This window comes from Nocardioides sp. NPDC004968, assembly GCF_040608935.1.
Classification (GTDB): domain Bacteria; phylum Actinomycetota; class Actinomycetes; order Propionibacteriales; family Nocardioidaceae; genus Nocardioides.
Map to the genome: position 1 here is coordinate 37,461 of NZ_JBEXJF010000012.1, position 24,281 is coordinate 61,741.

Consider the following 24,281-nt stretch of genomic DNA (forward strand, 5'->3'; position numbering starts at 1 on the left):
CTGATCGCGAGAGGGCTCGCTGTCCTATCGCGGCAGGACTTATCGGGGCAGGCCGAGGATCTGCTCGGCAGCCACGTTGCGGAGCACCTGGGTGGTTCCGCCGGCGATCGAGAGGCAGCGGGTTAGCTGAGACTGGTGCAGGTCCTCCCTGACCTGCGGGTCGTCGGTGAGCGCCAGCGGGCCGAGGAGGTCGACGACGAGCTCGGAGGCGTCCTGACGGTTGCGTACGGTCAAGAGCTTGGCCACCGAGGACTCCGCGCCTGGTCCGCGTCCGGCGAGCGCCTTGAGCGTGGAGCGTACGCCGAGCAGCGAGCAGACCGTCGAGAGCGCGACGGCATGGCCGACCCGGGCGAGATCGGCCCCACCGCGACCACCGGCGAGCACCACCGCGCGCTCGACACTGCCACCGAGGTTGGTCGAGGCCATCGCGACCCGCTCGTTGGCCAGCGTCGTACGGGCCAGGCGCCAGCCGCCGTCGACCTCGCCGACGACGAGGTCGTCGGGCACGAAGACCCCGTCGAGGAAGACCTCGTTGAAGAGTGCGTCGCCGGTCAGCTCGCGCAGCGGGCGGACGTCGATGCCCTCGCTGCGCATGTCCACCAGGAAGTAGGTGATGCCCTTGTGCTTGGGGACGTCGGGGTTCGTGCGCGCCAGGCAGATCGCCCAGTCGGCGTCGGCCGCGAGCGAGGTCCACACCTTCTGGCCGGTCAGTCTCCAGCCGCCCTCGACGCGCTCGGCACGAGTCGCGAGGGAGGCCAGGTCCGAGCCGGCACCGGGCTCGCTGAAGAGCTGGCACCAGACGATCCGGCCGCACAGCGAGGCCTGGACGAACCTCTCGCGCTGGGCGTCGGTGCCGTGCTTCAGGATGGTCGGCACCGCCCACCCGGCGATCTTGATGTCGGGCCGCGACACGCCGGCCGCGGCGAGCTCCTCGTCGATGACGAGCTGCTCGACGGGACCGGCACCGAGCCCGTACGGAGCGGGCCAGTGCGGCGCGAGAAGGGCCGCGTCGACGAGCGCATCGCGGCGCTCAGCCTCGGGAAGCGCCGCGATCGCGGCAACGGCTTCCTGCGCTCGGGGACGAATCGCGTCGTCCTTGCCGTCGAGGTCGACACGGACCGAGCGGCGGATGCCGGCCACGGCGTGCTCCGCCAGCGCGACCGCATGGGCGTCGCCGCCACCGAGGAGGCTTCGCAGGGCGACCGCACGGCGCAGATAGAGGTGGGCGTCGTGCTCGAAGGTGAAGCCGATGCCGCCGAGGACCTGGATGCAGTCCTGGGCCGCCCGGACCGCTCCGTCGAGCGCGGCGACGCCGGCGACCTCGGCTGCGAAAGCCCACTGGTCGACGTCGCCACCCTCGGCCGACGCCGCCGCGTCCCAGGCGGCAGCGGCCACCGCCTCGGCGGTCTCCAGCATCTGGGCGCACAGGTGCTTGATCGCCTGGAACGACCCGATCGGCGCCCCGAACTGCTCGCGCACCTTCGCGTACTCCACGGCCGTCGTCAGGCACCATTGTGCGATCCCGGAGGCCTCCGCGGCAGCGAGCGTGAGGGCCGTACGCCGCACCGCCTCGCCGCGCAGGCCCGGGACCTCGACCGCCTCACTGAGATCGACGTCGACCCGCACCTCGGCGACCCGCCTGGACAGATCGGGGCCCACCTGGGGACGTACGTCCGCCTGCTCGGCCGCCAGGAAGAACCAGTGCTCCTCGCCGTTGGCGCCGCGGGCACCGAGCAGCAGCTGTGCTGCCCCGCCTCCGTCGTAGGCGACGGGAACCGTTCCCTGGAGGCGGTCGCCGAGCTCGAGCACCGGGTCGAGCGCGATCCCGCAGCCGCCGGCGGTGACGGCCCCGACCACGTCGCCGAGCCCCGCCGCTCCCGCCTGGAAGGCGGCGACCGTGCTGCCGAGCAGCGGGCCCGGCAGCAGCTCACGAGCGCAGGCCTCGAGCGCGACGGCCGCATCCAGCAGCGTCCCGCCACCACCGTTCGGCTCAGGCGCCGCGATACCGGCGACGCCGTACTCCTCGACACCCCGCCACACCTCGTCGAAATCCGCGGAGGCGGTGCCCTCTGCGGCGCGGGCGATCGCGATGCCACCCAGCCCCTTGGCCCAGTCGCGCAGGCTCTCACTGAGGGCTTGGTGTTCGTCGGTGATGCCGATCGGCACAGGGACCTCCTACTATTTCCGTCTGGTTCCGCGGCCTTCAGGAATAGAGACTGATGTAGAACGTGTTACAAGTCTAGACTCACGGAGGAACGTGTTTCACTCGCGGGCGCCGTTGCGGTTAGCCTGAGAGCCACAGATCGAGATCCGGTCATAGTCCTAGGGGGACAACCAGTGACGTCCGTCAGCACGGAGCCACGCGACACCGATGGCCCGACTCCGGCCACCCCGCCCACCGGCGGTTCCGCGGCCCAGCGAGAGCGCCGCCGGCGCATCCTCGACGCCACGATCAGCCTCGCCGCCGAGGGTGGCTTCGACGCCGTGCAGATGCGCGCCGTCGCCGAGCAGGCCGAGGTCGCGCTCGGCACCCTCTACCGCTACTTCCCCTCGAAGATCCACCTGCTGGTCTCCGCGCTGGCGCGTGAGTTCACCAAGGACGTCGACCGCTCCGCCATCCGGGCGACTCCGGGCGACACCGCGCACGAGCGGATCATGTACGTCCTCAACCGACGCACCCGCGCCCTGCAGAAGCAGCCCAAGCTCACCGAAGCCCTCGTCCGCGCCTTCATGTTCGCCGACCAGTCGGTGACCGGCGAGATCCACGAGGTCGGCACCAGCCTGACCACCGTCATCGCCCGCGCCATGCACGGCACCCCCGACCACGGCGAGGTCACCGAGGAGGAGGCCGCCATCATCCGGATCATCTCCGACGTATGGCTATCCGCCCTCATCTCCTGGGTCACCGGCCGCATGGACGAGAAGGATGTCGAGAAGTCGATCGACGTAGCCGTACGCCTCCTGCTGCGCTGACCTATCGGCAGTCGGCCGGTGTTTCGATGGCGGACACTTCCTCGGGTGTCATCGCGCGGCTGCATTCGATGGCCCAGGTCAAGTCGTAGGGCTGATCCTCGCTGAAGCCCGTGATCGCGAACGGGCGATCTCCGGGCGCCTTGATCGTCATCGTCTCGCGCTTGCCGTGGTCGACGTAGTCGGCCTCGAACACCCATTGGCACGTCGGCCCAGCACTGGTCGCCTGGATGGAGATGACCACCGTCTCGCCCTTGGCCAGCGTGACCGTCCCACCGTCGAAGTACGCCGTGCCGTCCTCGGGCGAGGTCAACTTGGGTGCCTTCCCATCGATGGCGGTCTCCATCTCGATCTTCGTACCCTCCCCCTGCGGTAGGTCCTCGACGAGCGTTCCCGTCTTGAGCCGCTCCGTACACGCCCCGATCCGTTCGGGGCGGAGGTCGGTGATCACCACGGGGTCGCTGTGGCGCCCGACGAGAGTCACCTCCCAGGTGATGTAGCCAGCGGCATACCAGTCGTGGCTCGCTTCCCAGTCGGGATCGTTGACCGAGCCAAAGGCAGCCTCCCGGCCACTGAAGGCCACATCCGACTCCGAGGGCGGGATCAGCACTCGGCCGCTCAATTGCTTCCGGCGCACGTCCACCACCTTGATGCCGCTGCCCGGCTCGCTCCAGCCGTCGGGCAGGAGACCGGCGAACAGACTCTGCAGTCCGGAGCTGAAGGTCGCGCCCAGCGCAACCAGGATCACACCGACAACCCAGGTGGCCGGCTTCCTCACCAGCGACGCCAGCCGCCCCTGCCGGAGTGCGTCGGTCTCGGTCTCACCCGACCTCTTCTTCGACATCAGCCCGTGCTCCTCTCGAGAGTCGTAGTGCGAGCAGCACGGCGACGCCGGTCGCCCAGCCGAAGCAGGCCCCGAACCGAATGCCCTGGGCAGCGGTGTCGAGTGCCCAGTAGTGGCTCGCCAGCGCGAAGTCGTCCTGCGGCACGAGTGCGCCTTCGAGCAGGCCGACGACCGCGGCGAGCAGGGTCACTACAGCCCAGAGCTGCACCACGACGCAGAGCCCACCCGGCGTGCCTCTGCGCTGCCAGCCCGCCACGACGAGCGCAACCACCAGCCAGACCAGTACGACGAGGACGGCCGAGGTCAACGTACGCGGCAACCAGACCGACGTGTCGAAGCTGCCACTGAGCGAATGAGGATTGTGCGGCGGCGAGAGGCTGGCGTGGGCGAACCAGACCAGGCGCACCCAGGCCTGGCGCGGCTCGATGTCCGCCCCGTACGGGTCGGCGTCCGGGCCGTAGTGCCAGACGAACCCGCCGACGAGTGCCAGTACGAGTGTTGGCAGCGCACCCCAGGTCGCGACCTGAGCCGCTCGCGCCCGCCCTGCGGTCGGCGCGGTGACGGATCCATCGGTTTCGTCATCACCGCGCAGAGCGATCGCGGCGACCCGAGCGAACGCCGCCGCCGCGTACGCCGCATATCCACCGAACACTCCCACGACCAGACCGAGCCAGATCCCGTCGTCGGGCACCGCCCAGATGACCGTCGGCAAGGACTCGAGCCCACCACGGATCCCCAGGACCGTCTGGACCACCACGAAGAGGTTCGTCAGGCCCCCGGCGAGAACGCTCGCGCATAGCACGCGGCCGGCCACCGCGTAGACACCGTCGGAGGCGGTCCGCAGGCTCGCGTGGACCAGCGCCACGAGCAGGACGACGAACACCACCGTCGGCCATCCGGACGTGGGTGCGACGGGATAGCCCTCGTTCATCACCGCCGATCCCCACAGGAACGAGAACCCGTCCACCATCCGGCCGAGCACGTCCCCGAACCAGGCATGTCCCCGTGCGCTCCACAGAGCCGAGATGTCGCCGACGTAGACCGGGATCGCGAGGACCACGCTGTAGAGGAACGCGAACACACCCAGCACCACAACGGTGGCGAACGCACTGCGTCGTCGAGACAAGTTCTGATGGCCTTCGGTTCGTCCCCGCTGACTGAAACCTTCCCGCGGAAGTATGCCGGAGACGAGCCTCTCGCGCGGCCGACTCACCCATGCCGAGGCGGTGACGGCTCGGCAGGGATCAGCCGCCGAAGGCGTGAGTTGCGGTCGCGCCGCCGTCGATGGCGATCTCGGCGCCGGTGACGAAACCCGACTCGTCAGAGGCCAGATAGACGTAGAGGGGCGCGATGTCCTCCGGGTGACCGACGCGCTTGAGCGCCACCTTGGCGGCGCCGAACTCCATCGCGGCGTCATCAGCACCGACGCCGCGGGTCATCCCAGTGTCGATCATGCCGGGGTGCACGGAGTTGACCCGGATGCCGTTGGGGCCGAGCTCGAGGGCGGCGGCCTTGGTCATGCCGCGGATGGCGAACTTGGTGGAGGTGTAGCCAGCCACGAACGCCATCCCGGCCAGGCCCTCGATCGAGGAGGCGTTGATGATCGAGCCGCCGCCGTTCTCCTTCATCGTCGAGATCACCGAGCGCATCCCGAGGAAGCAGCCGAGGGTGTTGACCCGCCACAGCAGCTCGAACTCCTCGACCGGCTGGGTCAGGATCTCGCCGAAGCGCAGGATGCCGGCGTTGTTGGCGAGGACGTTGACCGGGCCGTACGTCTCGGCGGTCTCGGCCACGAGCGCCGTCCAGGACTCCTCCGAGCTCACATCGTGGTGCACGAAGAGCGCGGACTCCCCCAGCTCCTCGGCGAGCAGCTTTCCGGGCTCGTCGGCCACGTCGGCGATCACCACTTTGGCGCCCTCGGAGACGAAGGCGCGCGCGATGGCGGCTCCCTGTCCCTGCGCACCACCGGTCACGATCGCGGTCTTGCCCTCGAGACGTGCCATCACTGCTCCTCTAGGTCTTTCAGCTTCAGCTGCATGATCGAGTCGGCCGAGAACCCGGCCGCGGGGTCACGGTCGGCGAACCAGCCGCCGACCTGCTTGTCGAGCGAGTCCTGGTCCCAGGCGGCGTTGTCGAAGCGCTCGGCCACCGTGGGTGGCGCGAGGACGGCGATCATCCCGCCGTAGACGACGAAGACCTGTCCGGTGATCGCGGCGGCAGCCGGCGAGGCGAGGTAGGTGACCAGCGGCGCGACGTGCTCGGGCCCGTAGGAGTCGCCCGATAGCACGCCCTCGGTCATCGCGGTCGCGGCCCGCGGGCAGATCGCGTTGGCGCGTACGCCGGAACGGCCCATCGAGCGCGCCGTCGACATCGTCAGCGCGGTGATCCCCGCCTTCGCGGCACCGTAGTTGGCCTGTCCTGGAGGCCCGGACAGGAACGCCTCCGAGGAGGTGTTCACCACCGCGGCGTCCACCGGTGCGCCCGTCGACTTCGCGACCGAGCGCCAGTGGGCCGAGGCGTTGCGGGTCAGCAGGAAGTGGCCGCGGAGGTGCACGCGTACGACGAGGTCGAACTCCTCGTCGGACATGTTGAAGAGCATCTTGTCGCGGGTGATGCCCGCGTTGTTGACCACGATGTCGAGCCCGCCGAGGTCGTCGACGGCGGCGGCCATCATCGCGTCGGCAGTGGCACGCTCGCTCACGTCGCCGGCCGCGATCACCGCCTCGCCACCGAACCCGCGGATCTCCTCGGCCGCCTCCTCGGCGGCGCCCGGCAGGTCGTTGAGCACTACCCGGGCACCGGCCCGGGCCAGGGCGACCGCCTCGGCGCGGCCCAGACCCGCTCCGGCCCCGGTGACGATCGCGATTCTTCCATCCAGGTCAACGCTCACGTGGTGCTACTCCTCGATCCTCAGGGCCGCCTTGGGGCAGCCGGCCACGGCCTGCTCGATGCGGCCACGGTTCTCGTCGGTCACCGTCGGGTCCTCGATCTGCAGGTAGTCGTCGTCATCGATCTCGAACACGTCGGGAGCGAACGCCTCGCACATCCCGTTGGACTCGCACAGGTCGAAGTCCGCGATCACCTTTGCCATGTCCGTCTCCTTTGTCCTTACGCCGTCGTTGAGCCGTCATCAACAGAGCCCTGGCCGGGCAGCGCGCCCAGCTTGCGATGGTCCCAGCTTGCGACCTTGTCGGGCTCGATGACGATGCCGACGCGCTTGTGCGCCTGCTTCGAGACCAGGTCCTCGCCGAGCTCACCCAGGTCGGCTCCACCGGCCATCCGGGTCATCACGCGCAACCCGATGCCCTTGATCTCGTCGTAGTCCTCGACGAGTCTCGCCCGCCCGGTGATGCTCACCCCGCGCAGCTCGAAGTAGTCGACGCCGTCCTCGACCAGGCAGGTGACCCGCGGGTCACGCCGCAGGTTGCGAACCTTCTGCGACGGCCCGTAGGTCCAGAAGACGATCCTGCCCTCGTCGAGCACGTAGAACAGCGTGGTCAGGTGCGGAGCGCCGTCGGGACCGACGGTCGCGACCTGCACCTTCATCTGCGAGCCGAGGAAGTCCTCGATCTCGGCGTCGGTCAGCTGTACGGACTGGCGTGAGCCGGCCATGTGCCCTCCTCGAGCAGTGAAACTAGAACACGTTCTACCATATCAGGGTGGAGCGATCCCTTGGCGGGACCTCATGGTGAGACTAGGCCCTCCGCCTCAGGCTCCGCTTCGACTAGGAGGCGGCCTTCATCTCGGAGATCAGCCAGCCGCCGTCGTCCTTGACCAGCGTCAGCACCTCCCAGGTCGGGCTGACCACGGTGTTCTTCGTCTTCGGCGCGGTCGCGCTCTGGTTGACGAAGAGCAGCACCTTCGCGGACTCCTCGGTGGCCGAGATGATGGAGGCGGCACAGTCCTCGTCGACGCAGGCCTTGCCCTCCTCGGCCGCCTTCGCACCCTCCTCGGAGAGCGGCGCCACCTCGGCGTCGACCTTGATACCGAGGTCGGCCTGCTCCTTGCGCTTGTCCTCGCCGGGCAGCGTCTTCTCGTAGTCCTTCTGCATCGCCGGCGTCATCAGCTTCTTCGCCGCCGCGATGTCCTTCTCCGCGCTGGCGGCCTGGTAGGACATCACCGTCTGCGCCAGGTCGACCGAGTGCTCCATGATCGCCGCCCGGGACCCGGCCGCGGTCAGCTCCCCGTTCGGCGCCACGTCGTCGTTCGAAGCCATGTCGACGGCCAGCCACAACAGACCGCCGGCCACCAGGACGAGTACGCCGAGAACGGCTGTCAGCACCCGACTCCCGTCACCCAGCCACCGCTCGGCGAGCCCGGCGCGCTCCTCGGAATCACTCTCACCCTCAACCTCAGCTTGAGGCTCTGCGGTGTCGGTCTCGGCGTCCTCGGGCTCCGCCGCGCCGACCTCGCTCTCCTGCGGAGCAGCGACCTGGTCACGTACGTCCTCGTCCGGCTCATCGGCCGGAGGAAGCAGGTCGGACCCGCAGTAACGGCACTTGATCGCGGCCGCCTTGATCGTCTCCGCGCAGAAGGGGCACTCCTTCTGACCGGTGGAGACCGATCCGTTCGCTCGTATGCCTGTCATCAGTTGACTCCTGCCAGGTCGGACATGCGCCATCCGTCCTTCGTCTTGGCCAGCGACACCTTGAAGCGGTACTTCGAGCACCGCGCACCCTCGTAGGGGCAGGTGTCGCTCTTCTTCAGCTCAGCGGTCTGGCTGCTGGTGACGACCGAGTCCACGGCGACCAGCACGACCGCCTTCTTCGACCCGATCGCGCGGATGCCGACCTGCTTGACCTTGCCCTTGGAGATGGTCTGGGCGGGGATCGCGGCCTGCCGGATCTGCTCGGCGATGGCGGTGTACTCCTTGCCGAAGGTGCCGGTGGAGATCTCCTTGACGGCCTGGATCCTCGGGTCCATGTCGCGGTAGTCGACGTCGAGGAAGGCGATCACGCCGTCCTCGGCGACCGCCTTCACCTCGTCGTAGTCGGCGGCCGCGGCCTCGGCGGGCGTCGTCCAGGGCAGCACCCGGGCGCCGCCGATGAAGACGGCCGCGGCCAGCACGACCAGGACCACCACCACCGCCGCGAGCACGGTGTTGACCCGCCCCAGTCTGGCGACCGAGAGCTTCACATCGAGGGGATTGTTGGCCGATTCGACAGGTTCAGGCACCGGGCTCACTCCTCTCCCAGGATCATCGATCGCCAGGAATCGTCGGACAGGGCGGAGACCAGGCCTCCGTCATCGGTCGGGGTGGACATCGTGACCGTCTTTCCATCGGGAAGTTTGGTGCGCCCGGTCTTCGGGTCGTAGGTCGTGACGTACTTACCCACGCCCTCGGGCTCGGGCACCATGTTGACACCGCGCTGCATGATCGGGTTGTCGCCCTCATAGCCGGGCTGGGCGCGCTCGTCGGTGCACTTGGCCGGATAGAGCGGCTGGTCCTCCATCACCGTGCCGGGGATCCACTGGTCGGCGGGCTTGTAGCCCTCCTGGCACGGCGGTGTGGTGTAGACGAAGCCCATCGACAGGTGACCGTAGCCGTCACCGGGCGAGCCGGTCCACCCTGTCGCCACGACGCGCGGGAAGGTCACCAGGGTCTGCTCGATCGCGGGCAGCCGGGCGGTGAGCACCTCGTTGACGGTGCTGAGGTTGGCCAGGAAGACCGGCAGGAGCGGCTGCAGACCGTCGAGCAGCGACTGCACCTGGACCGCGGTCGCCTCGCCGCCCTGCAGGATCTCGCGCAGCTCCGGGTCGCGCTTGTCCAGCGTCGCGGTGACCTCCTCGAGCCCGTCGGCGAACTCCCGGATGTCGCCACTGTGCTCCTTCTGCGTCTGGAGCACGGTCTGGCTGGTGTTGAGCAGCCGCACGGTCTCCTTCTGATGCGCGGAGGCCTGGTCGACCAGCGTGGAGCCCGAGTCGAGCAGCGTACGCAGGTTCTCGGCGTTGCCGCGGAACAGCGTGCCGAGCTCGGCGACGACGGTGCTCAGGTCCTCGCCGTTGATCGAGGTGGTGAAGCTGTTCAGCTCGGTGAGCAGCTCGTCGGTGGTGCCGGGCATCGACTCCGGCCCGGCGGTCACGACGTCGCCCTCGGCGAGGTAGGGCCCAGAGGCGGATTCGGGGATGAAGTTGATGTACTGCTCCCCCACCGCCGAGAGGTTGTGCACCTCCACCTCGGCGTCCCGCGGCACCTCGGTGCCGGGGTCGAGCTCCAGCTCGGCGCGTACGCCCTCATCGGTGACGGTCATCGAGGCGACCCGGCCGATGCCGACGCCGCGGTAGTTGACCTCGCTGCCCTCGTAGAGGCCACCAGAGGCGGGCAGGTCGACCGAGACTTCGACGTGGCGGCCCAGGACCCGGTCGACGAGCCCGAGGTAGGCAGCCGAGACGTAGAAGATCCCGACCGCGGCGAGGATGAGGAAGATGACCAGCTTGTTGCGGACGCTCCGTGTCATCAGCTGCCGCCTCCCAGCAGTCCGAGGAGGCCGGCCAGGCCCCCGGTGGTCGGCTCGGCCGTGGGCGACTCGGCGTCGGTCGGGCTCGAGAGGCCCTCGGCGATCTCCGGCACCAGGTCGTTGAGCCCCGGCGTCTTGGTCGAGGTCGAGCTCTTGGGCAGCAGGTCGGAGATGTCGGGCAGCTTCGGCGTCTTCTCCCCCGGCTTCGCCGCGGTGTCCTCCTTGCCGACCACCGAGCAGACCAGCTGCAGGTTGGTCAGGTCGCACAGCGCCTTGGCCAGCGGCTGGATCGCCTCGCAGCCCTTGGAGTAGGACAGGCAGATCTGGAAGACCTGCGGGATGATGCCGCTGGACTCGCCGTTGGTGAGGCTGCCGACCAGCTTGCCGAGGTCGAGATCCATGTGGAACAGCGCGTTGGAGTAGTCACCCATCGCCAGCCCCGACGCGTTCTCGGGGAACGGGAAGCTGGCCGCCATCATCAGGCCGCGCGGCAGCGAGTCACCGGCGTCGGCGAGCTCGCGCAGCGTCGGTGCCAGCTCGTCCAGCGCCGTGGTCAGGTTGGCGCCGCTCTGGTTGATCACCCGGGTCGCGACGACACCGAGCCGGTCGAGCGCCTTCATCATCTTCATCAGGTCGGCGTGCTGCTGGCGGAGCACCTCGAGCGCCGGCCCGAAGGAGTCGATGGCCGCCTCGATCTTCTCGGACTCCTTGTTGAGGGTGCGGGTCAGCCGGTCGACCTGCTCCATCGCCTTGATGATCGAGCCCTTCTGCTGGTTGAGCGAGGCGACCGTGGTCTCCAGGTTGCCCAGCAGCGCCCGCATGTCGCCAGTGCGCCCGTCCATCATGGTGTTGAGCTCGTCGCTGATCGTCTTCAGCTGCCCGACGCCGCCGCCTGCCAGCAGGAAGGAGAGCGCGCCGAGCACCTCCTCGACCTCGGGGTTGCGGTTGGTGCGGTCCAGGCCGATGGTGGCGCCGTCGCCCAGCCTGCCGGCGCTGGCGATGGTGGACCCCTCGGGCGCCACCAGGGCGATGTACTTCTCCCCGAGCAGGCTGGTCTGGCGTACGTTGGCCAGCGCGTCGGCCGGGAGCTCGATGTTCTTGCGCAGGGTCATGGTGACCTTCGCGTGCCAGCCCTCCCGCTCGACCTTGTCGACCTGACCGACCGGCACGTCGTTGGCCATCACCTTGGTGCGAGGCACCACGTCGACGACGTCGTTGAACTCCGCGGTGACGACATAGCCGTCGCCCTCGCCGACCTCCTTGCCGGGTAGCGGCAGGTCATAGGCCTGTACGCCGCACCCGCTCGCCATCGCGACGAGGCCGACCATGGCCAGGAAGACTCTCGTCCTCATCTCTTGCCTCCCGACATCAGTTCCTGGAGCGAGCCGCTGAGCTCGGTGATGCCGCCCTGGGTGACCACCTCGGGCTCCACCTCCGACTGCTTGGCCTTGGTGCCGTTCGTCGGCCCGATCGGCAGCCCGGAGGCGGTGTCACGGTCGGTCGGCGCAGCGGCGTCGGTCAGCGCCTTGCCCACCGGCGCGGTCGACCCGGTCGGCAGCAGCGCCTTGAACAGTGCGCAGATCTCCTTGGCCCCCGGGATCTTGTCGTTCTCCACGACCATGCAGAGGATGTTGGACAGATCCGAGCCGATCGGCCCGACCTGCAGCCGGAAGCCGACTGAGCCCGACGCCGGGTCGAAGGACTCGGCCAGGTTGCCGATCCCGAGCGGCGCCAGGTCGATGACGGTGCCGAGAGTCTCCTTCTCCTTGGCCAAGATGTTGAGCGTCTTGTTGAGCTCCTTGACGTCGCCGACCAGGGCGTCGCGGTTGTTCTCCACGAAGGACTTCGTCACCCTGACCGCCTGCGCGATCGCGGCGAGCGCCTGGTCGAGCTCGTCGCTCTCCCCTGCCAGCTGGGTGGAGACGGTCCCGAGGTCGGTCAGGAACTTCTCGGTGGTGTCGTCGTTGCGGGCCAGCGTCCGGGTGACCTCGGAGAGCTGGGAGAGGGTGCTGAAGAGCTGCTCGGAGTTGCCGCCGAGCACCTGGGCTGCCTCGGACATGTCGGCGATCGCCTGGTTGCCGATCTTGCCGTTGCCCTCCAGGGCGTCGGCTCCTTCACGCAGGACGTCGCTCAGCGCGCCGTTCTTGTTGGCGCCGTTGGGTCCCAGCGCAGTGGTGAGCTCGGAGAGGCTGGCGTAGATGCGGTCGAGCTCGACCGGGACCGCCGTACGCTCGATCGGGATCTCACCGCCGTCGGCCATGGCCGGCCCTCCGGTGTACGCCGGGGTCAACTGCACGAACCGGTCGGCGACCAGCGTCGGGGTGACGATTGCCGCCTTCACGTCGTTGGGGAGCTTGTAGTCGCTCTCGTACTCGATCACGACCTTCACGTGGTCGCCCTTCGGCTCCAGCGAGGCGACCTTGCCGACCTTGACGCCCATGATGACCACGTCGGAGCCCTCGTAGACGCTCACCGCCTGGGGGAAGCTGACGGTCACCATCTTGGTGTCGGGCGACGCGACCTCGGAGACGAGCAGCAGCCCGCACATCAGCACGAGCGCGATCGGCAGCGCGGCCCACTTTCGGCCCCAGAAGTTCTTTGTCATTCCACGATCCCTGGTCGTCGTCCGGGCACGAACTCGCCGCTCACGATGCCGGTCAGGTTGGCGAGGTAGGCGTCGAACCAGGGGCCGGTGCCGATGATGTTGATCAGGATCGACGCGTACGGCCCGTAGTTCTGGATGGTCTTGGTCAGGTCCTCGTCGCGGGCGTTGAGGAACTTCAGCGCCTGGTTGAGCGCGTCCAGCGCGGGCCCGATCTGCTTCTGGTTCTCCTTCACCAGGGCCTGCAGCTGCTCGGCCAGGGCGGTGGCGTTGACCAGCAGCTGGTGGATCGCCTGGCGGCGTTGGATGAGCTCGGCGAAGACCTGGTCGCCGTTCTCCATCACGCTGACGATGTCCTGCTTGCGCTGGTTGACGAGCTGGACGACCTTTTCGGCATCCTGCAGCAGCGACTCCAGCTCGTCGCCGCGGGCGGCGATCGTCTGGGAGAGCGCGGCGATGCCCTGGAAGGCGCCCTGTACCTCGGGCCCGGCCTTGTCGAGCGTGCCCGACATCGTGGTCAGCGCCTTGGCCAGCTGCTGGGTGTCGATGGCCTCGGTCGTCTCGGCGAGATCGCCGAACGTGCCGACGATGTCGCTGCCGGCGCTGGTGCGGGCCAGCGGGATCTTCGAGCCGGCATCGAGGTTGCGGCCGCCCTGCGGGGTGATGTCGAGGTACTTCTCCCCCAACAGGTTGAGCACGCCGATCGAGGCCTCGCTGCGATGGCCGATCTCGGTGCCCTCGACCGAGAACGAGACGACCACCTTGGCGCCCTCGATCTCGATGTCGCTGACCCGGCCGACCCGGATGCCCGCGATCTCCACCCGGTTGCCCACGTGCAGGCCGCTGGTGTCGGAGAACTCGGCCTGGTAGGTGGTGCCGGAGAACCACGGGAGCTTGCGCAGGTTGAACGCCGCGGTCAGCGCCAGCGCGATCGCCACGATCGTGATGACGCCGGTGCGCGTGAGCTGGGTGTCGGAGTGATGTGCCATCAGAGCTTGCACCTCTCCGCCCGGCTGTAGAAGGCCACGTTGTCGAGCTGCTTCTGGATCGCCTTGACGGCGGGCGAGTTGTCGAGCAGCTCACCGAGCGAGGGCAGCTTGATCGAGAAGTCGAGGTCGCAGAGGTAGTAGTTGTACCAGGAGCCGTAGCTACCGATCCGCGCCTGCGACTCGAGGGTCTCAGGGAGCCGCTCGAGCGTCTTGTCGAGCAGCTTCTGGTTGCCTGGTTTGTTCAGGATGTCCACCACCCGCTTGAGCTGCTTGATGTCCTCCTTGAGGAACGGGCGTACGTCGGTGAGCAGCCCGGCCAGCTCGTCGGTGAGGTCGCCGATCGAGGAGATCGAGTCGCCGATCGCCTCCTTGTCGCGCGCCAGGTCCTTCATCCAGCCGCTGAGCTGCTGGATGAGCTCGGCCAGCTCGGTGTGGTGCTCGTTGACGGTGTTGAGCGTCTTGGACAGGTTGGTGATCACGTCGCCGATCAGCTGGTCGCGCTCGGCCAGGGCGCTGGTCAGCTCGGCCGTCTCGGACAGCAGGCTGGCGACCGTGCCGCCCTCCCCTTGAAGCACCCGGATCAGGTTGAGCGAGAGCTTGTTCACGTCCTTGGGCTGCAGCGCCTGGAAGAGCGGCTGGAAGCCGTTGAAGAGCTCGGTCAGGTCGAGCGCCGGAGTGGTGTTGGCCATCGCGAGGGCCTGTCCCTGGCGCAACGGGGTCGCGTCGGACCCGGTCTCCTGGGAGCCGGCGTCCTGGGTGAGCGCCAGGTAGCGGTCGCCGACGAGGTTCAGGTAGCGCACCTGGGCGCCGCTGGCGGTCGTCAGCGGCACCGTCCTGTCGACCCGGAAGGTGACCATCGCGTGGTCGCCACCCTCGATCTCGACGGCGAGCACCTCCCCCACGGTGATGCCGGCGACGCGTACATCGTCTCCCTCGCTCAGACCCGAGGCGGTCGTGAACTCGGCCCGGTAGGGCACCCGGTCGCCGAAGCCGACGTTGCCCATGATCGAGGCCAGGGTGCCGGTGACGAGGATCGAGAGAACGGTGAAGATCACCAGCTTGGTCCCGGCGACCGTGGTCTTCAGATCGCGCTTGTTCACTGCAGACCCCCGTTCCCTGGTGCCCACGGGACGTCCTCGGTGCCGTTCTCCAGCTCGTTCGGGCCGGCCGGCACCTGTGGGTTCGGCAGGCCGTCGCACCACGGGCCGTGGCCGATCTCGCCCCATTCGGGGCGGTCGTCACGGCCGTACGCCGGCTTCTGGGTGCCGTCGAGGACCATGGTCTGGCGCACGCGGTTCTGCTGGAAGACGGTCGCCAGCAGCTCGGTGTAGTCGTCGAGGCCCTTGAGCAGGCAGGTGTACTCCGGCGAGTAGTCGGAGAGCAGCTTGAGCAGCGGCACCGCCAGCTCGGTCTCGTACCTGATCGCCTTCTCGTTCTCGGCGAGCAGGTTCTTGGAGGTGTCGGCGACTCCGGTCACGGAGGTGAGCAGGCCGCCCAGGCGGGCGCGCTGCTCGGTGACGGTGTTGGCGGTGGTCGTGGTGTTCTCGAGGACCTTGACCAGGTCGGGCGCGGCCATGGAGTACGTCTCGGCGACGTCGGCCATGTCCTCGAGATCGCGTTCGAGTGTGGGGAGGTGGACGTTCATCTCTTCGAGGTAGTCGTTGAGCTGGACCATGGTCTCGCCGAGCTTCTCCCCGTTGCCGGAGAGCGCGGTGGCGAGGGCGTGCAGGGTGCTGTTGAGGTCCTGTGGACGGATCGACTTCAGCAGCGGGAAGAGCCGGGCCAGGATCACGTCGAGCTCGACGCTGGTGCGGACCCGGTCGGCGGGGATCACGGTGCCGTCGCTCAGCGCGCCGGTCCGCTCCCCCTCGGGGTCGATGAACTCGACATACTTCTGCCCGAACAGCGTCGTCGGCTTGATCGCGACGCTGACGTTGGCGGGGATCTGCTCGGCCTGCTCCGGCTCCAGACCGAGCTCGATGACGGCCTTCTTGCCGTCCTGGTTGATCTCGCGGATCTGGCCGACGATGACGCCGTGCATGCGTACGTCGCCGTAGCGAGGCAGCTGCAGGCCGGCCCGGTCGGCCTCGACGCTGACGGTGGTGAACTGCACGAACGCCTTCTGGTAGATCGCGATGCAGAGCGTGACCAGCAGGGCGAGGGTCACCGTGAAGGCGATCCCGGAGACGAAGAGCTTGGTGTGCTCGGCGCGGGTGTCGCGCTGGATGCCCATCAACATCTGGCTGCCCACCTCATCCCGTGATCCGGACCGTGGTCGTCGAGCCCCAGATCGCGAAGCTCAGGAAGAAGTCCGCGACCACGACGGTGACGATGGACGTACGGATCGCCTTGCCGACCGCGATGCCGACCCCGGCCGGGCCGCCGGAGGCGGTGTAGCCGTAGTAGCAGTGGATCAGGATGATCGCGACCGCGAGGATGATCAGCTTCAGGAAGCTGTAGAGGATGTCGATCGGTGGCAGGAACGCCAGGAAGTAGTGGTCGTACGTCCCGCCCGACTGCCCGTACATCAGCGTCGTGATCAGCCGCGGGCTGAGGTAGGAGGCGCACAGGGCGACGATGTAGAGCGGGATGACGGCCAGGAACCCGGCGATCATCCGGGTGGTGACCAGGTAGGGAAGGCTCGGCACGCCCATCGCCTCGAGCGCGTCGATCTCCTCCGAGATCCGCATCGCTCCCAGCCTCGCCGTGTAGCCGCAGCCGACGGTCGCGGCCAGCGCGATCGAGGAGATCAGCGGAGCCACCTCGCGGGTGTTGAAGAACGCCGAGATGAACGCGGAGAACTTCGCGACACCGATCTGGCTCAGGCTGGCGTAGCCCTGGATGCCGACCTCGGAGCCCGCGAAGAAGGCCATGAACGCGATCACGCCGACGGTGCCGGCGATCATCGTCAGGCCACCGGCGCCGAAGGCGACCTCGGCCAGGATGTTGAGCACCTCCCGCTTGTAGCGGCGGATGGTGCGGGGCGCCCAGGCCAGGGCCTTGACGTAGAAGAGCAGCTGGTCGCCATAGCCCTCGACGGCATGGCGCTGCTCCTTGACGATCTGGTTGCCCACCTGGGCAATCGTGTTGGTCACCGGGGGATCACAACCCGTCCTGAGGAACGATCTGGAAGTAGACAGCGGTCATGATGGAGTTGAGGACGAACAGCATCATGAACGCGATGATCACGGCCTCGTTGACCGCTCGGCCGACGCCGCTGGGACCACCCTGGGCGTTGAGGCCGTTGTAGGCGCCGATGATCGCCGCCAGGAACCCGAACAGGGCCGACTTGACCATCGAGATGTAGAGGTCGGGAAGGCTAGCCAGCGCGGTGAAGCTCGACAGGAACGCACCGGCCGAGCCGCCCTGGACGATCACGGTGAAGAAGTAGCCGCCACCGATGCCGGTCGCGATCACGATCCCGTTGATCATCACCGAGACGAACAGGCACGCGAGGACCCGCGGGATCACCAGCCGGATCACCGGGTCGATGCCCAGCACCTCCATCGCGTCGATCTCCTCACGGATCTTGCGCGATCCCATGTCGGAGCAGATCGCCGACCCGGCGGCCCCGGCGATGATCAGCGCGGCCGCCATCGGCGCCGCCTCCCTGACCACCGCGAGCACCGCCGTCGCCCCCGCGAACGACTGTGCTCCGAGCTGGCCGGCGAGGTTGCCGACCTGTAGCGAGATGACCGCCCCGAACGGGATCGAGACCAGCACCGCGGGCAGCAACGTGACGCTCGTGATGAACCAGGCCTGCTCGAGGAACTCCCGCATCTGGAACTTGGTCGTGAACGTCCCCTTGACGACCTCTCCGGTCATCAGGCCCATCCCGCCGACACCTCGGACCAGCGATGCGAACTGCACTGCCATCCTTCACCTTTCGCGTGGTCTTGTGACTCGGCTCACGTTTCAAGCCTGTAGTAGAACATGTTTCAGTTCTGAGGGCAACGACCCGCCGCGACATGCCCGGGAACAGGGTGGGAGGTATTCCTGCACAACGACTTACCCGTCGGTAGGTGACGCGGATCACAGGATCCGCCACCCCTGCGCCACGGTCGGAGAAGGCCTGCTCTCGCATGCTGGGCCTGAACGTGCGATCGCACGCGTCGGAGCCCTCGACGGGGCCAGAAGTCCGCACCGGTGTGTCTCGCCGCGCTGAGCCAGTTAGATTGGGGGCTGTGATGAGACTGTCGCCGGGGGGCGTCATGAGGTTCCTACGCCGCCTGCTCCTCGCCGTCTTCGGCGTGCCGGTGGCGCTGGCTGTCGTGATGAGCCTCGTCGACGGCTACCGCACCCGAGGAAAGCGCGGCCTCAGGGGCAAGCCGTTCCCGGTGACGCCACCGCTGACCAACAGCGTCGGCGACGGCACGGTCACCACCTACACGTTCGGCAACGACCTCTACGAGGACATGATCGCCGCCATCGACGGCGCGAAGAAGCAGATCTTCCTCGAGACGTACATCTGGAAGGGCGACGAGGTCGGCCAGCGGTTCAAGCAGGCGCTGGCCTCGGCGACCGAACGAGGCGTCGACGTCTACTGCATCTACGACGAGCTCGCCAACCTCGTGGTGCCCTCCCGGTTCAAGCGCTTCCCCGAGGGGATGCACGTCCTGCGCTATCCCACCTACGCGGCGGGGTGGCGCTTCTTCGACCTCTCCCGCTACGGACGCGACCACCGCAAGATCCTGGTCGTCGACGACACGGTCGGGTTCGTCGGCGGCTACAACATCGGGACCGCGTACGCCACCGAGTGGCGCGACACGCACGTGCGCATCACCGGCCCCGGTGTCTGGGACCTGCGGCGCGCGTTCGCCGACTTCTGGAACCTCAACCGGCGGCGGCCGCACCCGCTGACCCACAGCAACGACACCGAGGGGCCGCTGCTCATCGAGACCGCACCGTCGTGGGAGCCCGATCTCCGGTTCCACCGCAACGTGCCCCGGTTGTGGATGTTCCCGATCCGGTCGATGTACCTCGAGGCGATCAACCGGGCCTCCCGCAACATCTACCTGACCACCGCCTACTTCGTCCCCGACGAGGACTTCGTGGACGCGCTCAAGGCCGCGGCGCAGCGCGGGGTCGACGTACGCATCCTGCTGCCGCTGAAGTCGAACCACATCGTCGTCGACTGGATCTCGCGCGGCTACTTCTCCCAGCTGCTCGGCTCAGGAGTGCGGATCCTGCGGTTCAAGGACGCGATGATCCACGCCAAGACCGCCACCGTCGACGGCTTCTGGTCGACGGTCGGCACCGCCAACATCGACCGGCTCTCGCTGACCGGCAACTACGAGATCAACCTGGAGATCTTCGACCGCGACGTCGCCAAGCAGATGGAGGAGATCTTCTCCCGCGACGAGTCCAACGCGATCGAGCTGACCGCCGACGAGTGGGCCTCCCGCGAGATCCACCGCAAGTTCACCGAGCTGGTCCTCACTCCCCTGCGACCGCTGCTATGAAGGCTTGCCGAGTCGGCACTCAAGAAGGCAGGTGTGTCCGCGGCGACATCTTGGGGCCCCGACGAGGCCGCTTCCCGGCACCGCGGTAGATGAGGGCGACCACACGAGCACGATGCGGGCGGAACCGCTCCAGATAGTCGCGTAGCCGGTCGTCGTCCCAGGCCTCGTTGGTCAGCGCCCAGCCGACGTCCTTGGCCAGATGGTAGTCACCGAAGCTGACCGCGTCGGGGTCGCCGAGCGCCCGCTGCCGCACCTCGGCGACGGTCCACTCCCCGATGCCCGGGATGGTGGTGAGCCGCCGCTCGACCTCCTCACCCGGGAGACCGGCGGTCCGCTCGACCGCCGTCGCGACCCGGGCGGCCTGGAGGACAGCCTTGGACCGGGCCGGATCGACCGGCAGGCGCAGCCAGTCCCAACTGGGGATGGCCCGGAGCTTCTCGGGTGTCGGCTGCAGGCGCAGCCCGTGATCGGCCCCCGGGCCGGGGGCGACCTCACCGAAGCGCCTGACCAGGTTTCCGAAGCCGCGGAACGCCTCGTTGTTGGTCACCTTCTGCTCGATGATCGAGGGCACCAGCGCCTCCATCACCAGTCCCGTACGTCCGAAGCGTGGCACCTCGAAGCGCTCCAGCAGGCCCGCGAGCAGCGGGTCGTCGGTGTGGAACTCCTCGGGGCGGTCGTTCGCACCCAGCAGTCCGGGGACGTGCTCCAGCGCCCACTCCGCACCCTCGCCCCAGGCCTCGGACTCCACCTCGGCGTCGCGCTGGCGCAGCCTGAGCGTGGCGGGGCCCTGTGGCGTACGGATGGCTCGCCAGTGGTCCTCGCCGAGGATCTTGTACGTCGGGTCGCCCAGCCCACGCCGAAGCGGCCGCAGCATCGAGGCGAGGCCGACGGCGTAGCCGGGACGGACCGTCCGCTGCGCGCTCATATCCCGAGGTTAGCCCGCGGGAAGACCCGGCTGGTGGTCAGATGGGTCGCCCGGCCGGCAGGGTCGCGGCCGGTGAAGCCGAAGACCCGGCGTACGCCGTGGAGCGCGTCGGCGGTGACGACCTGGTCGGTGGCGTACGGAAGGACCTCGTAGCTCTGCGGTTCGTCGCCGATGGCGACGCCCTCGGGGCCGGGGATCTCCTCGACCCACAGCCGGCCGTCAGGGTTCTGGCGCAGCGTCCAGTCGACGATGCGGGCGCGGTAGGTGCCGAGGAGCCGGCCGGCGTCGAAGCCGGAGGGCGGCTGCGGCGGCGGCACCGGGTCTGGCGCGATCCGGACGCCCGCGAGGTCGTCGAGAAGGTGGCCGACGACGTCGTGGTAGAGCCCGTAGGTGTCGCCGCCGTTGGTGAGCAGCGCGACCGCCAGCCCGTGCTCGGGCACCATCCGGAAGAAGGCCGACTGCCCGATCGTCTGGCCGTCGTGGCCGACGAGCCCCTGGCTGATGTCGTCGAGGGACCAGCCCAGACCGCGCGCGTCGGATCGAGTCGATGCGGGATGGTCGACCTGTCGGGTGAGCACCTCGGCGCAGGAGGCCGCCGAGAGAACGCGGGTGCCGTCAGGTGCCGTCCCGCCGTCGAGATGCATGGCGGCGAAGCCGAGCAGATCGCGTACGCGCATCGACAGCATCGCGCCGACCGGGCCGCTCGCCCGTGCCATCCCCCACGCCGGTCCCGGTCGCAGGACATGGTCGGGAGCGGGGTCGATGTGGCCCATCGCCGCACGGAACCTGATCGCGTCGTAGGCCGTGGTGGCGATATGGGTGAGGCCCAACGGTGCGGCGAGACGCTCCTGGAGCGCCCGGTCCCAGGTGGTGCCGCGCAGCACCTCCACCAGGCGTCCGAGCACAGCGAAGCCCGCGTTGGAGTAGGAGAACCGCTCCCCCGGGGCGAAGATCTGCGGCAGGTCGCCCATGGACGCGACGAACCGCTCGACCGCGTCATCGCCCGGCCCGTGGTCGGTGAAGATGTCGCCCTCGAAGCCGGCCGTGTGGGAGAGCAGCTGACGGATCGTGATCGTCGCGGACGCCTCCTCGTCGGCGACCGCGAATCCCGGCAGGTGGCGCCTGATCTCGTCGTCGAGGCCGACCCGGCCCTCGTCGACCAGCTGCATCACCAGGTCGGTGGTCCACAGCTTGGTGATCGAGCCGACCTGGAACAGCGAGTCGGTGGTCGCCTCCACACCGGTCTCGAGGTTGAGGATGCCGCAGGCGTGGTCGATGACCTGGCCGTCCTGGAGCACCCCGACAGCCGCCGCCGGCACGCGGCGACGCGCCAGCAGGGCGGGGAACTCGGACTCGATCCAGGAGCGGGCGGTAGCAAGCGACATGGGGCGAGGATAGGCGGAGCGGCTCAGCGCTCGGTGTTGGCGAGTGCGGTCAGTGCGCGCTCGAACGCCGCCCGGTCGGCCGGATCGAGATCCGCCAGCAGCTCGGTCTCCATCGTCCCGATGGCGTCGCGGCAGCTGCGGAGGACCCGAGAGCCGGCCGGGGTCAGGGACACGATCCGGTTGCGGCGGTCGGCCGGGTCGGGCTCGCGCGCGACCATGCCCTGGGCCTCGAGGCGGTCCAGGTTGCCGATCAGGCGAGTCTTGTCGCGGCCGGTCGTGGCGGCGAGCTGCGCCTGGGTGGGCGCGTCCGAGTCGGCCAGCGCGCTCAGCACCGCGTAGTCCCACATCTCCAGACCCGCGGCGTCGAGGATCGGCTTCTCGCGGGCCATCACCTCGCGCATGAGACGGGACAGCAGGAAGCCGAGCTCGGGTCGATCCACCGCAGAATCCTAACCGCTCGACATATCATCTACGGATGCTTACGATCTACGTATGCTTACTTTTACGGAGATCCTCACTGCCTACGACCGCGCCCTCGACGACATCACGGTGCTGGCTTCCGGGGCCGGCGATCTGACGGCTCCCACCCCGTGCGCGGGGTGGGACCTCGCGGACCTGTTCGGCCACATGGTCGGACAGAACCTCGGCTTCGCCGCTGCGGTCACCGACGGCGACGCGCCGGTGGGTGCGTACGAGTCCGTGCCGGTCGCCGGCGACGACGTCGCTCGGACGTGGCAGGACTCGGCCACCCGGGTTCGGAACGCGTTCGGCGCCGCCGACCCGGAGGCGACGATCCACCTCGCCGAGTTCGGCTTCCACCCGACCGCCGCGGTCGCACTGGGCATGCAGCTCCTCGACGCCGCCGTGCACGCCTGGGACGTCGCGACGGCGCTCGGGAAGACCTACCGGCCGGCAGATGTCACCGTCACCTTCGTCCTCGACATGGCCCGGCAGATCGCCTCAAGACCGGGTGGGACACCGGTGTTCGCCGCGCCGCTCGCCGAGCAGGGCGAAGACCCATGGAACGACGCGCTGCGCCTCCTCGGGCGCGATCCGGACCACCAGGCGGCCGCTTAGGATTCCTGGGAAAGTGTCGGTGGCGTGATGTTCACTGGGAGCATGCTGCTCGCCGACATCGTCTCCACCTCGAACGCCGTCGCCGCGACCCGGTCGCGGAAGGCGAAGGTCGCCGCGCTGGCGGAATGCCTCGGCGCGGCCACGCGCAATGAGCTGCCGGTGGTGACCGCCTACCTCGCCGGCACACTGCTGCAGCGACGTACGGGACTGGGGTGGCGTTCGCTCACCACGCTCCCCTCGCCCGCGGCGGAGGCGACGCTCACTGTGAGCGACGTGCACGAGGCGTTCGAACGGATGTCGCTGCTGGCGGGCTCGGGCTCGCAGGTCGCCCGGGCAGCCGAGGCCGAGACACTCTTCGGCGCGGCGACGACCGCGGAGCAGGCGTGGCTGCGGGGCGTGATCACCGGAGAGGTACGTCAGGGGGCGCTCGACTCGCTCGTGCAGGAAGCGCTCGCGGTGGCGGCCGGGGTGCCCTTGCCCGCCGTACGCCGCGCCGCGATGCTGGCCGGCTCGACCGTGGTGGTCGCTGGGCTCGCCTTCGACGGTGAGGAGGCGCTCGCCGAGGTCGGCCTGGTCGTGGGACGGCCCGCGCTGCCGATGCTCGCCTCGTCGGCGGGCTCGGTCGAGGAGGCCATGGCCAAGCTCGGCGAGGCGGTCGTGGTCGACACGAAGCTCGACGGCATCCGAATCCAGGCCCACAAGTCGGGCTCGGAGGTACGCATCGCGACCCGCACCCTGGAGGACATCACCGCGCGGCTGCCCGAGGTTGCGGAGATCGTCGCCTCCTTCCCGGCCGACACGCTCGTGCTGGACGGCGAGGCGATGACGCTGGGCCCCGACGGGCGGCCGCGGCCGTTCCAGGAGACCGCCTCGCGCACCGCGACCCGGTCGGCGGCCGACACGGTCGTCGCGCCGTACTTCTTCGACATCCTCCACGTCGACGGCCGCGACCTCATCGACCTGGCCCTCGACCAGCGCCTCACCGAGCTCGACCGGGTCGTCCCCGAGCGGCATCGGGCGCCGCGGCTGGTCACGGTGGACACCGAGGAGGCGGAGCGGTTCGCCACCGACGTGCTCGCCGCCGGCCACGAGGGCGTCGTCGTCAAGGGGGTCGGCCTGCCCTGGGAGGCGGGGCGGCGCGGCTCGGGCTGGATCAAGGTCAAGCCCGTCCACACCCTCGACCTGGTCGTCATCGGCATCGAGTGGGGCTCGGGACGCCGCAAGGGCTGGCTCTCCAACATCCACCTCGGCGCCCGGGGCGCCGACGGCGAGTTCGTGATGATCGGCAAGACGTTCAAGGGCATGACCGACCAGATGCTGGCGTGGCAGACCGAGCGTTTCACCGAGCTCGCCGTCGGGGGCACCGACGACTGGCAGGTGAAGGTCCGCCCCGAGCAGGTGGTCGAGATCGCCTTCGACGGGGTGCAGCGCTCGACGCGCTATCCGGGCGGCGTCGCGCTGCGGTTCGCCCGGGTCGTGCGGTATCGCGAGGACAAGTCGCCGGCAGAGGCCGACACGATTGATACCGTCAGAATGTATCTTCAGTGACCTAATCGGGATACCGGGTGC

24 protein-coding genes are annotated in these 24,281 nt (G+C 68.8%); 4 read left to right on the top strand and 20 right to left on the bottom strand.

Annotation, left to right across the window (positions count from 1 at the left end; all coding sequences use genetic code 11):
• Nucleotides 1–39 precede the first annotated feature (39 nt).
• Nucleotides 40–2,166, bottom strand: coding sequence for an acyl-CoA dehydrogenase (locus ABZU72_RS14035; protein ID WP_355019461.1), 2,127 nt, complete (start codon nucleotides 2,164–2,166; stop codon nucleotides 40–42).
• A 171-nt stretch (nucleotides 2,167–2,337) separates the two neighbouring features.
• On the opposite strand from ABZU72_RS14035, the gene ABZU72_RS14040 reads away from it, so the two are divergent.
• Nucleotides 2,338–2,973, top strand: a complete 636-nt coding sequence (locus ABZU72_RS14040; RefSeq protein ID WP_355019462.1) for a TetR family transcriptional regulator — start codon at nucleotides 2,338–2,340, stop codon at nucleotides 2,971–2,973.
• Between the two features lies 1 nt (nucleotide 2,974).
• Here the strand turns inward: ABZU72_RS14040 and ABZU72_RS14045 are convergent, their stop codons facing one another.
• The 16 genes from ABZU72_RS14045 to ABZU72_RS14120 all read right to left on the bottom strand — a co-directional run bounded on the left by ABZU72_RS14045 (nucleotide 2,975) and on the right by ABZU72_RS14120 (nucleotide 17,697).
• Entirely contained in the window at nucleotides 2,975–3,814 is an 840-nt protein-coding gene (locus ABZU72_RS14045; protein ID WP_355019463.1) for a hypothetical protein, read from the bottom strand.
• Complete coding sequence (locus ABZU72_RS14050; RefSeq protein WP_355019464.1) at nucleotides 3,792–4,940, bottom strand: hypothetical protein; 1,149 nt, start codon at nucleotides 4,938–4,940, stop codon at nucleotides 3,792–3,794. The genes ABZU72_RS14045 and ABZU72_RS14050 overlap by 23 nt, the downstream gene beginning before the upstream one ends.
• 118 nt (nucleotides 4,941–5,058) lie before the next feature.
• Nucleotides 5,059–5,817 (bottom strand): glucose 1-dehydrogenase, encoded by a 759-nt coding sequence (locus tag ABZU72_RS14055; protein ID WP_355019465.1) that lies wholly within the window; start codon nucleotides 5,815–5,817, stop codon nucleotides 5,059–5,061.
• On the bottom strand, nucleotides 5,817–6,704 hold the full coding sequence (locus tag ABZU72_RS14060) for an SDR family NAD(P)-dependent oxidoreductase (protein ID WP_355019466.1): 888 nt from the start codon (nucleotides 6,702–6,704) through the stop codon (nucleotides 5,817–5,819). Before ABZU72_RS14060 ends, ABZU72_RS14055 begins: the two co-directional genes overlap by 1 nt.
• Nucleotides 6,705–6,710: 6 nt before the next feature.
• A complete protein-coding gene (locus ABZU72_RS14065) occupies nucleotides 6,711–6,905 on the bottom strand; it encodes a ferredoxin (RefSeq protein ID WP_141804749.1) in 195 nt (64 codons plus the stop codon).
• 17 nt (nucleotides 6,906–6,922) lie between these two features.
• Complete coding sequence (locus tag ABZU72_RS14070) at nucleotides 6,923–7,426, bottom strand: pyridoxamine 5'-phosphate oxidase family protein (RefSeq protein WP_355019467.1); 504 nt, start codon at nucleotides 7,424–7,426, stop codon at nucleotides 6,923–6,925.
• A gap of 112 nt (nucleotides 7,427–7,538) precedes the next feature.
• On the bottom strand, nucleotides 7,539–8,402 hold the full coding sequence (locus ABZU72_RS14075) for a hypothetical protein (RefSeq protein WP_355019468.1): 864 nt from the start codon (nucleotides 8,400–8,402) through the stop codon (nucleotides 7,539–7,541).
• Complete coding sequence (locus ABZU72_RS14080) at nucleotides 8,402–8,989, bottom strand: hypothetical protein (protein WP_355019469.1); 588 nt, start codon at nucleotides 8,987–8,989, stop codon at nucleotides 8,402–8,404. Before ABZU72_RS14080 ends, ABZU72_RS14075 begins: the two co-directional genes overlap by 1 nt.
• 5 nt (nucleotides 8,990–8,994) lie before the next feature.
• Entirely contained in the window at nucleotides 8,995–10,272 is a 1,278-nt protein-coding gene (locus ABZU72_RS14085; RefSeq protein WP_355019470.1) for an MlaD family protein, read from the bottom strand.
• Nucleotides 10,272–11,624, bottom strand: a complete 1,353-nt coding sequence (locus tag ABZU72_RS14090; protein ID WP_355019471.1) for an MCE family protein — start codon at nucleotides 11,622–11,624, stop codon at nucleotides 10,272–10,274. Before ABZU72_RS14090 ends, ABZU72_RS14085 begins: the two co-directional genes overlap by 1 nt.
• Nucleotides 11,621–12,877, bottom strand: coding sequence for an MCE family protein (locus ABZU72_RS14095; protein ID WP_355019472.1), 1,257 nt, complete (start codon nucleotides 12,875–12,877; stop codon nucleotides 11,621–11,623). Before ABZU72_RS14095 ends, ABZU72_RS14090 begins: the two co-directional genes overlap by 4 nt.
• Nucleotides 12,874–13,863 (bottom strand): MCE family protein, encoded by a 990-nt coding sequence (locus ABZU72_RS14100; RefSeq protein WP_355019473.1) that lies wholly within the window; start codon nucleotides 13,861–13,863, stop codon nucleotides 12,874–12,876. Before ABZU72_RS14100 ends, ABZU72_RS14095 begins: the two co-directional genes overlap by 4 nt.
• Nucleotides 13,863–14,963 (bottom strand): MlaD family protein, encoded by a 1,101-nt coding sequence (locus tag ABZU72_RS14105; RefSeq protein ID WP_355019474.1) that lies wholly within the window; start codon nucleotides 14,961–14,963, stop codon nucleotides 13,863–13,865. The genes ABZU72_RS14100 and ABZU72_RS14105 overlap by 1 nt, the downstream gene beginning before the upstream one ends.
• The gene (locus tag ABZU72_RS14110; RefSeq protein ID WP_355019475.1) at nucleotides 14,960–16,102 is read right to left on the bottom strand and encodes an MCE family protein; all 1,143 of its coding nucleotides are present in this window, start codon (nucleotides 16,100–16,102) and stop codon (nucleotides 14,960–14,962) included. Before ABZU72_RS14110 ends, ABZU72_RS14105 begins: the two co-directional genes overlap by 4 nt.
• A 13-nt stretch (nucleotides 16,103–16,115) precedes the next feature.
• Nucleotides 16,116–16,958 carry an ABC transporter permease gene (locus ABZU72_RS14115; protein WP_355019476.1) on the bottom strand — a complete coding sequence of 281 codons (843 nt, stop codon included), beginning with the start codon at nucleotides 16,956–16,958 and terminating at the stop codon, nucleotides 16,116–16,118.
• A gap of 7 nt (nucleotides 16,959–16,965) precedes the next feature.
• Nucleotides 16,966–17,697, bottom strand: a complete 732-nt coding sequence (locus ABZU72_RS14120) for an ABC transporter permease (RefSeq protein WP_305367616.1) — start codon at nucleotides 17,695–17,697, stop codon at nucleotides 16,966–16,968.
• Between the two features lie 377 nt (nucleotides 17,698–18,074).
• Between ABZU72_RS14120 and ABZU72_RS14125 the strand changes: the two genes are divergently transcribed.
• Nucleotides 18,075–19,325, top strand: a complete 1,251-nt coding sequence (locus tag ABZU72_RS14125; RefSeq protein ID WP_355019477.1) for a phospholipase D-like domain-containing protein — start codon at nucleotides 18,075–18,077, stop codon at nucleotides 19,323–19,325.
• 19 nt (nucleotides 19,326–19,344) lie between these two features.
• On the opposite strand, the gene ABZU72_RS14130 is transcribed toward ABZU72_RS14125, so the two are convergent.
• The 3 genes from ABZU72_RS14130 to ABZU72_RS14140 are packed head-to-tail and all read right to left on the bottom strand — an operon-like array spanning nucleotide 19,345 to nucleotide 22,075.
• Nucleotides 19,345–20,250: a DNA-3-methyladenine glycosylase 2 family protein gene (locus ABZU72_RS14130; RefSeq protein ID WP_355019478.1), complete on the bottom strand. Its 906-nt coding sequence runs from the start codon at nucleotides 20,248–20,250 to the stop codon at nucleotides 19,345–19,347.
• Nucleotides 20,247–21,635: a serine hydrolase domain-containing protein gene (locus ABZU72_RS14135; protein ID WP_355019479.1), complete on the bottom strand. Its 1,389-nt coding sequence runs from the start codon at nucleotides 21,633–21,635 to the stop codon at nucleotides 20,247–20,249. The genes ABZU72_RS14130 and ABZU72_RS14135 overlap by 4 nt, the downstream gene beginning before the upstream one ends.
• A gap of 23 nt (nucleotides 21,636–21,658) precedes the next feature.
• Nucleotides 21,659–22,075, bottom strand: a complete 417-nt coding sequence (locus ABZU72_RS14140; protein ID WP_355019480.1) for a MarR family transcriptional regulator — start codon at nucleotides 22,073–22,075, stop codon at nucleotides 21,659–21,661.
• A gap of 52 nt (nucleotides 22,076–22,127) precedes the next feature.
• Here ABZU72_RS14140 and ABZU72_RS14145 point away from each other — a divergent pair, with 52 nt between their 5' ends.
• Together ABZU72_RS14145 and ABZU72_RS14150 are read left to right on the top strand one after the other, a co-directional pair.
• The gene (locus ABZU72_RS14145) at nucleotides 22,128–22,712 is read left to right on the top strand and encodes a TIGR03086 family metal-binding protein (RefSeq protein ID WP_355019481.1); all 585 of its coding nucleotides are present in this window, start codon (nucleotides 22,128–22,130) and stop codon (nucleotides 22,710–22,712) included.
• A 42-nt stretch (nucleotides 22,713–22,754) separates the two neighbouring features.
• Nucleotides 22,755–24,260, top strand: a complete 1,506-nt coding sequence (locus ABZU72_RS14150; RefSeq protein ID WP_355019549.1) for an ATP-dependent DNA ligase — start codon at nucleotides 22,755–22,757, stop codon at nucleotides 24,258–24,260.
• Nucleotides 24,261–24,281: the final 21 nt, after the last annotated feature.

Bases quoted from the DNA above. Each gene is read 5' to 3' on its own strand.
- ABZU72_RS14045 (WP_355019463.1), bottom strand. From the start codon at position 3,814: ATGTCGAAGAAGAGGTCGGGTGAGACCGAGACCGACGCACTCCGGCAG.
- ABZU72_RS14055 (WP_355019465.1), bottom strand. From the start codon at position 5,817: ATGGCACGTCTCGAGGGCAAGACCGCGATCGTGACCGGTGGTGCGCAG.
- ABZU72_RS14065 (WP_141804749.1), bottom strand. From the start codon at position 6,905: ATGGCAAAGGTGATCGCGGACTTCGACCTGTGCGAGTCCAACGGGATG.
- ABZU72_RS14070 (WP_355019467.1), bottom strand. From the start codon at position 7,426: ATGGCCGGCTCACGCCAGTCCGTACAGCTGACCGACGCCGAGATCGAG.
- ABZU72_RS14075 (WP_355019468.1), bottom strand. From the start codon at position 8,402: ATGACAGGCATACGAGCGAACGGATCGGTCTCCACCGGTCAGAAGGAG.
- ABZU72_RS14085 (WP_355019470.1), bottom strand. From the start codon at position 10,272: ATGACACGGAGCGTCCGCAACAAGCTGGTCATCTTCCTCATCCTCGCC.
- ABZU72_RS14090 (WP_355019471.1), bottom strand. From the start codon at position 11,624: ATGAGGACGAGAGTCTTCCTGGCCATGGTCGGCCTCGTCGCGATGGCG.
- ABZU72_RS14095 (WP_355019472.1), bottom strand. From the start codon at position 12,877: ATGACAAAGAACTTCTGGGGCCGAAAGTGGGCCGCGCTGCCGATCGCG.
- ABZU72_RS14100 (WP_355019473.1), bottom strand. From the start codon at position 13,863: ATGGCACATCACTCCGACACCCAGCTCACGCGCACCGGCGTCATCACG.
- ABZU72_RS14110 (WP_355019475.1), bottom strand. From the start codon at position 16,102: ATGTTGATGGGCATCCAGCGCGACACCCGCGCCGAGCACACCAAGCTC.
- ABZU72_RS14120 (WP_305367616.1), bottom strand. From the start codon at position 17,697: ATGGGCCTGATGACCGGAGAGGTCGTCAAGGGGACGTTCACGACCAAG.
- ABZU72_RS14125 (WP_355019477.1), top strand. From the start codon at position 18,075: ATGAGGTTCCTACGCCGCCTGCTCCTCGCCGTCTTCGGCGTGCCGGTG.
- ABZU72_RS14130 (WP_355019478.1), bottom strand. From the start codon at position 20,250: ATGAGCGCGCAGCGGACGGTCCGTCCCGGCTACGCCGTCGGCCTCGCC.
- ABZU72_RS14135 (WP_355019479.1), bottom strand. From the start codon at position 21,635: ATGTCGCTTGCTACCGCCCGCTCCTGGATCGAGTCCGAGTTCCCCGCC.
- ABZU72_RS14145 (WP_355019481.1), top strand. From the start codon at position 22,128: ATGCTTACTTTTACGGAGATCCTCACTGCCTACGACCGCGCCCTCGAC.
- ABZU72_RS14150 (WP_355019549.1), top strand. From the start codon at position 22,755: ATGCTGCTCGCCGACATCGTCTCCACCTCGAACGCCGTCGCCGCGACC.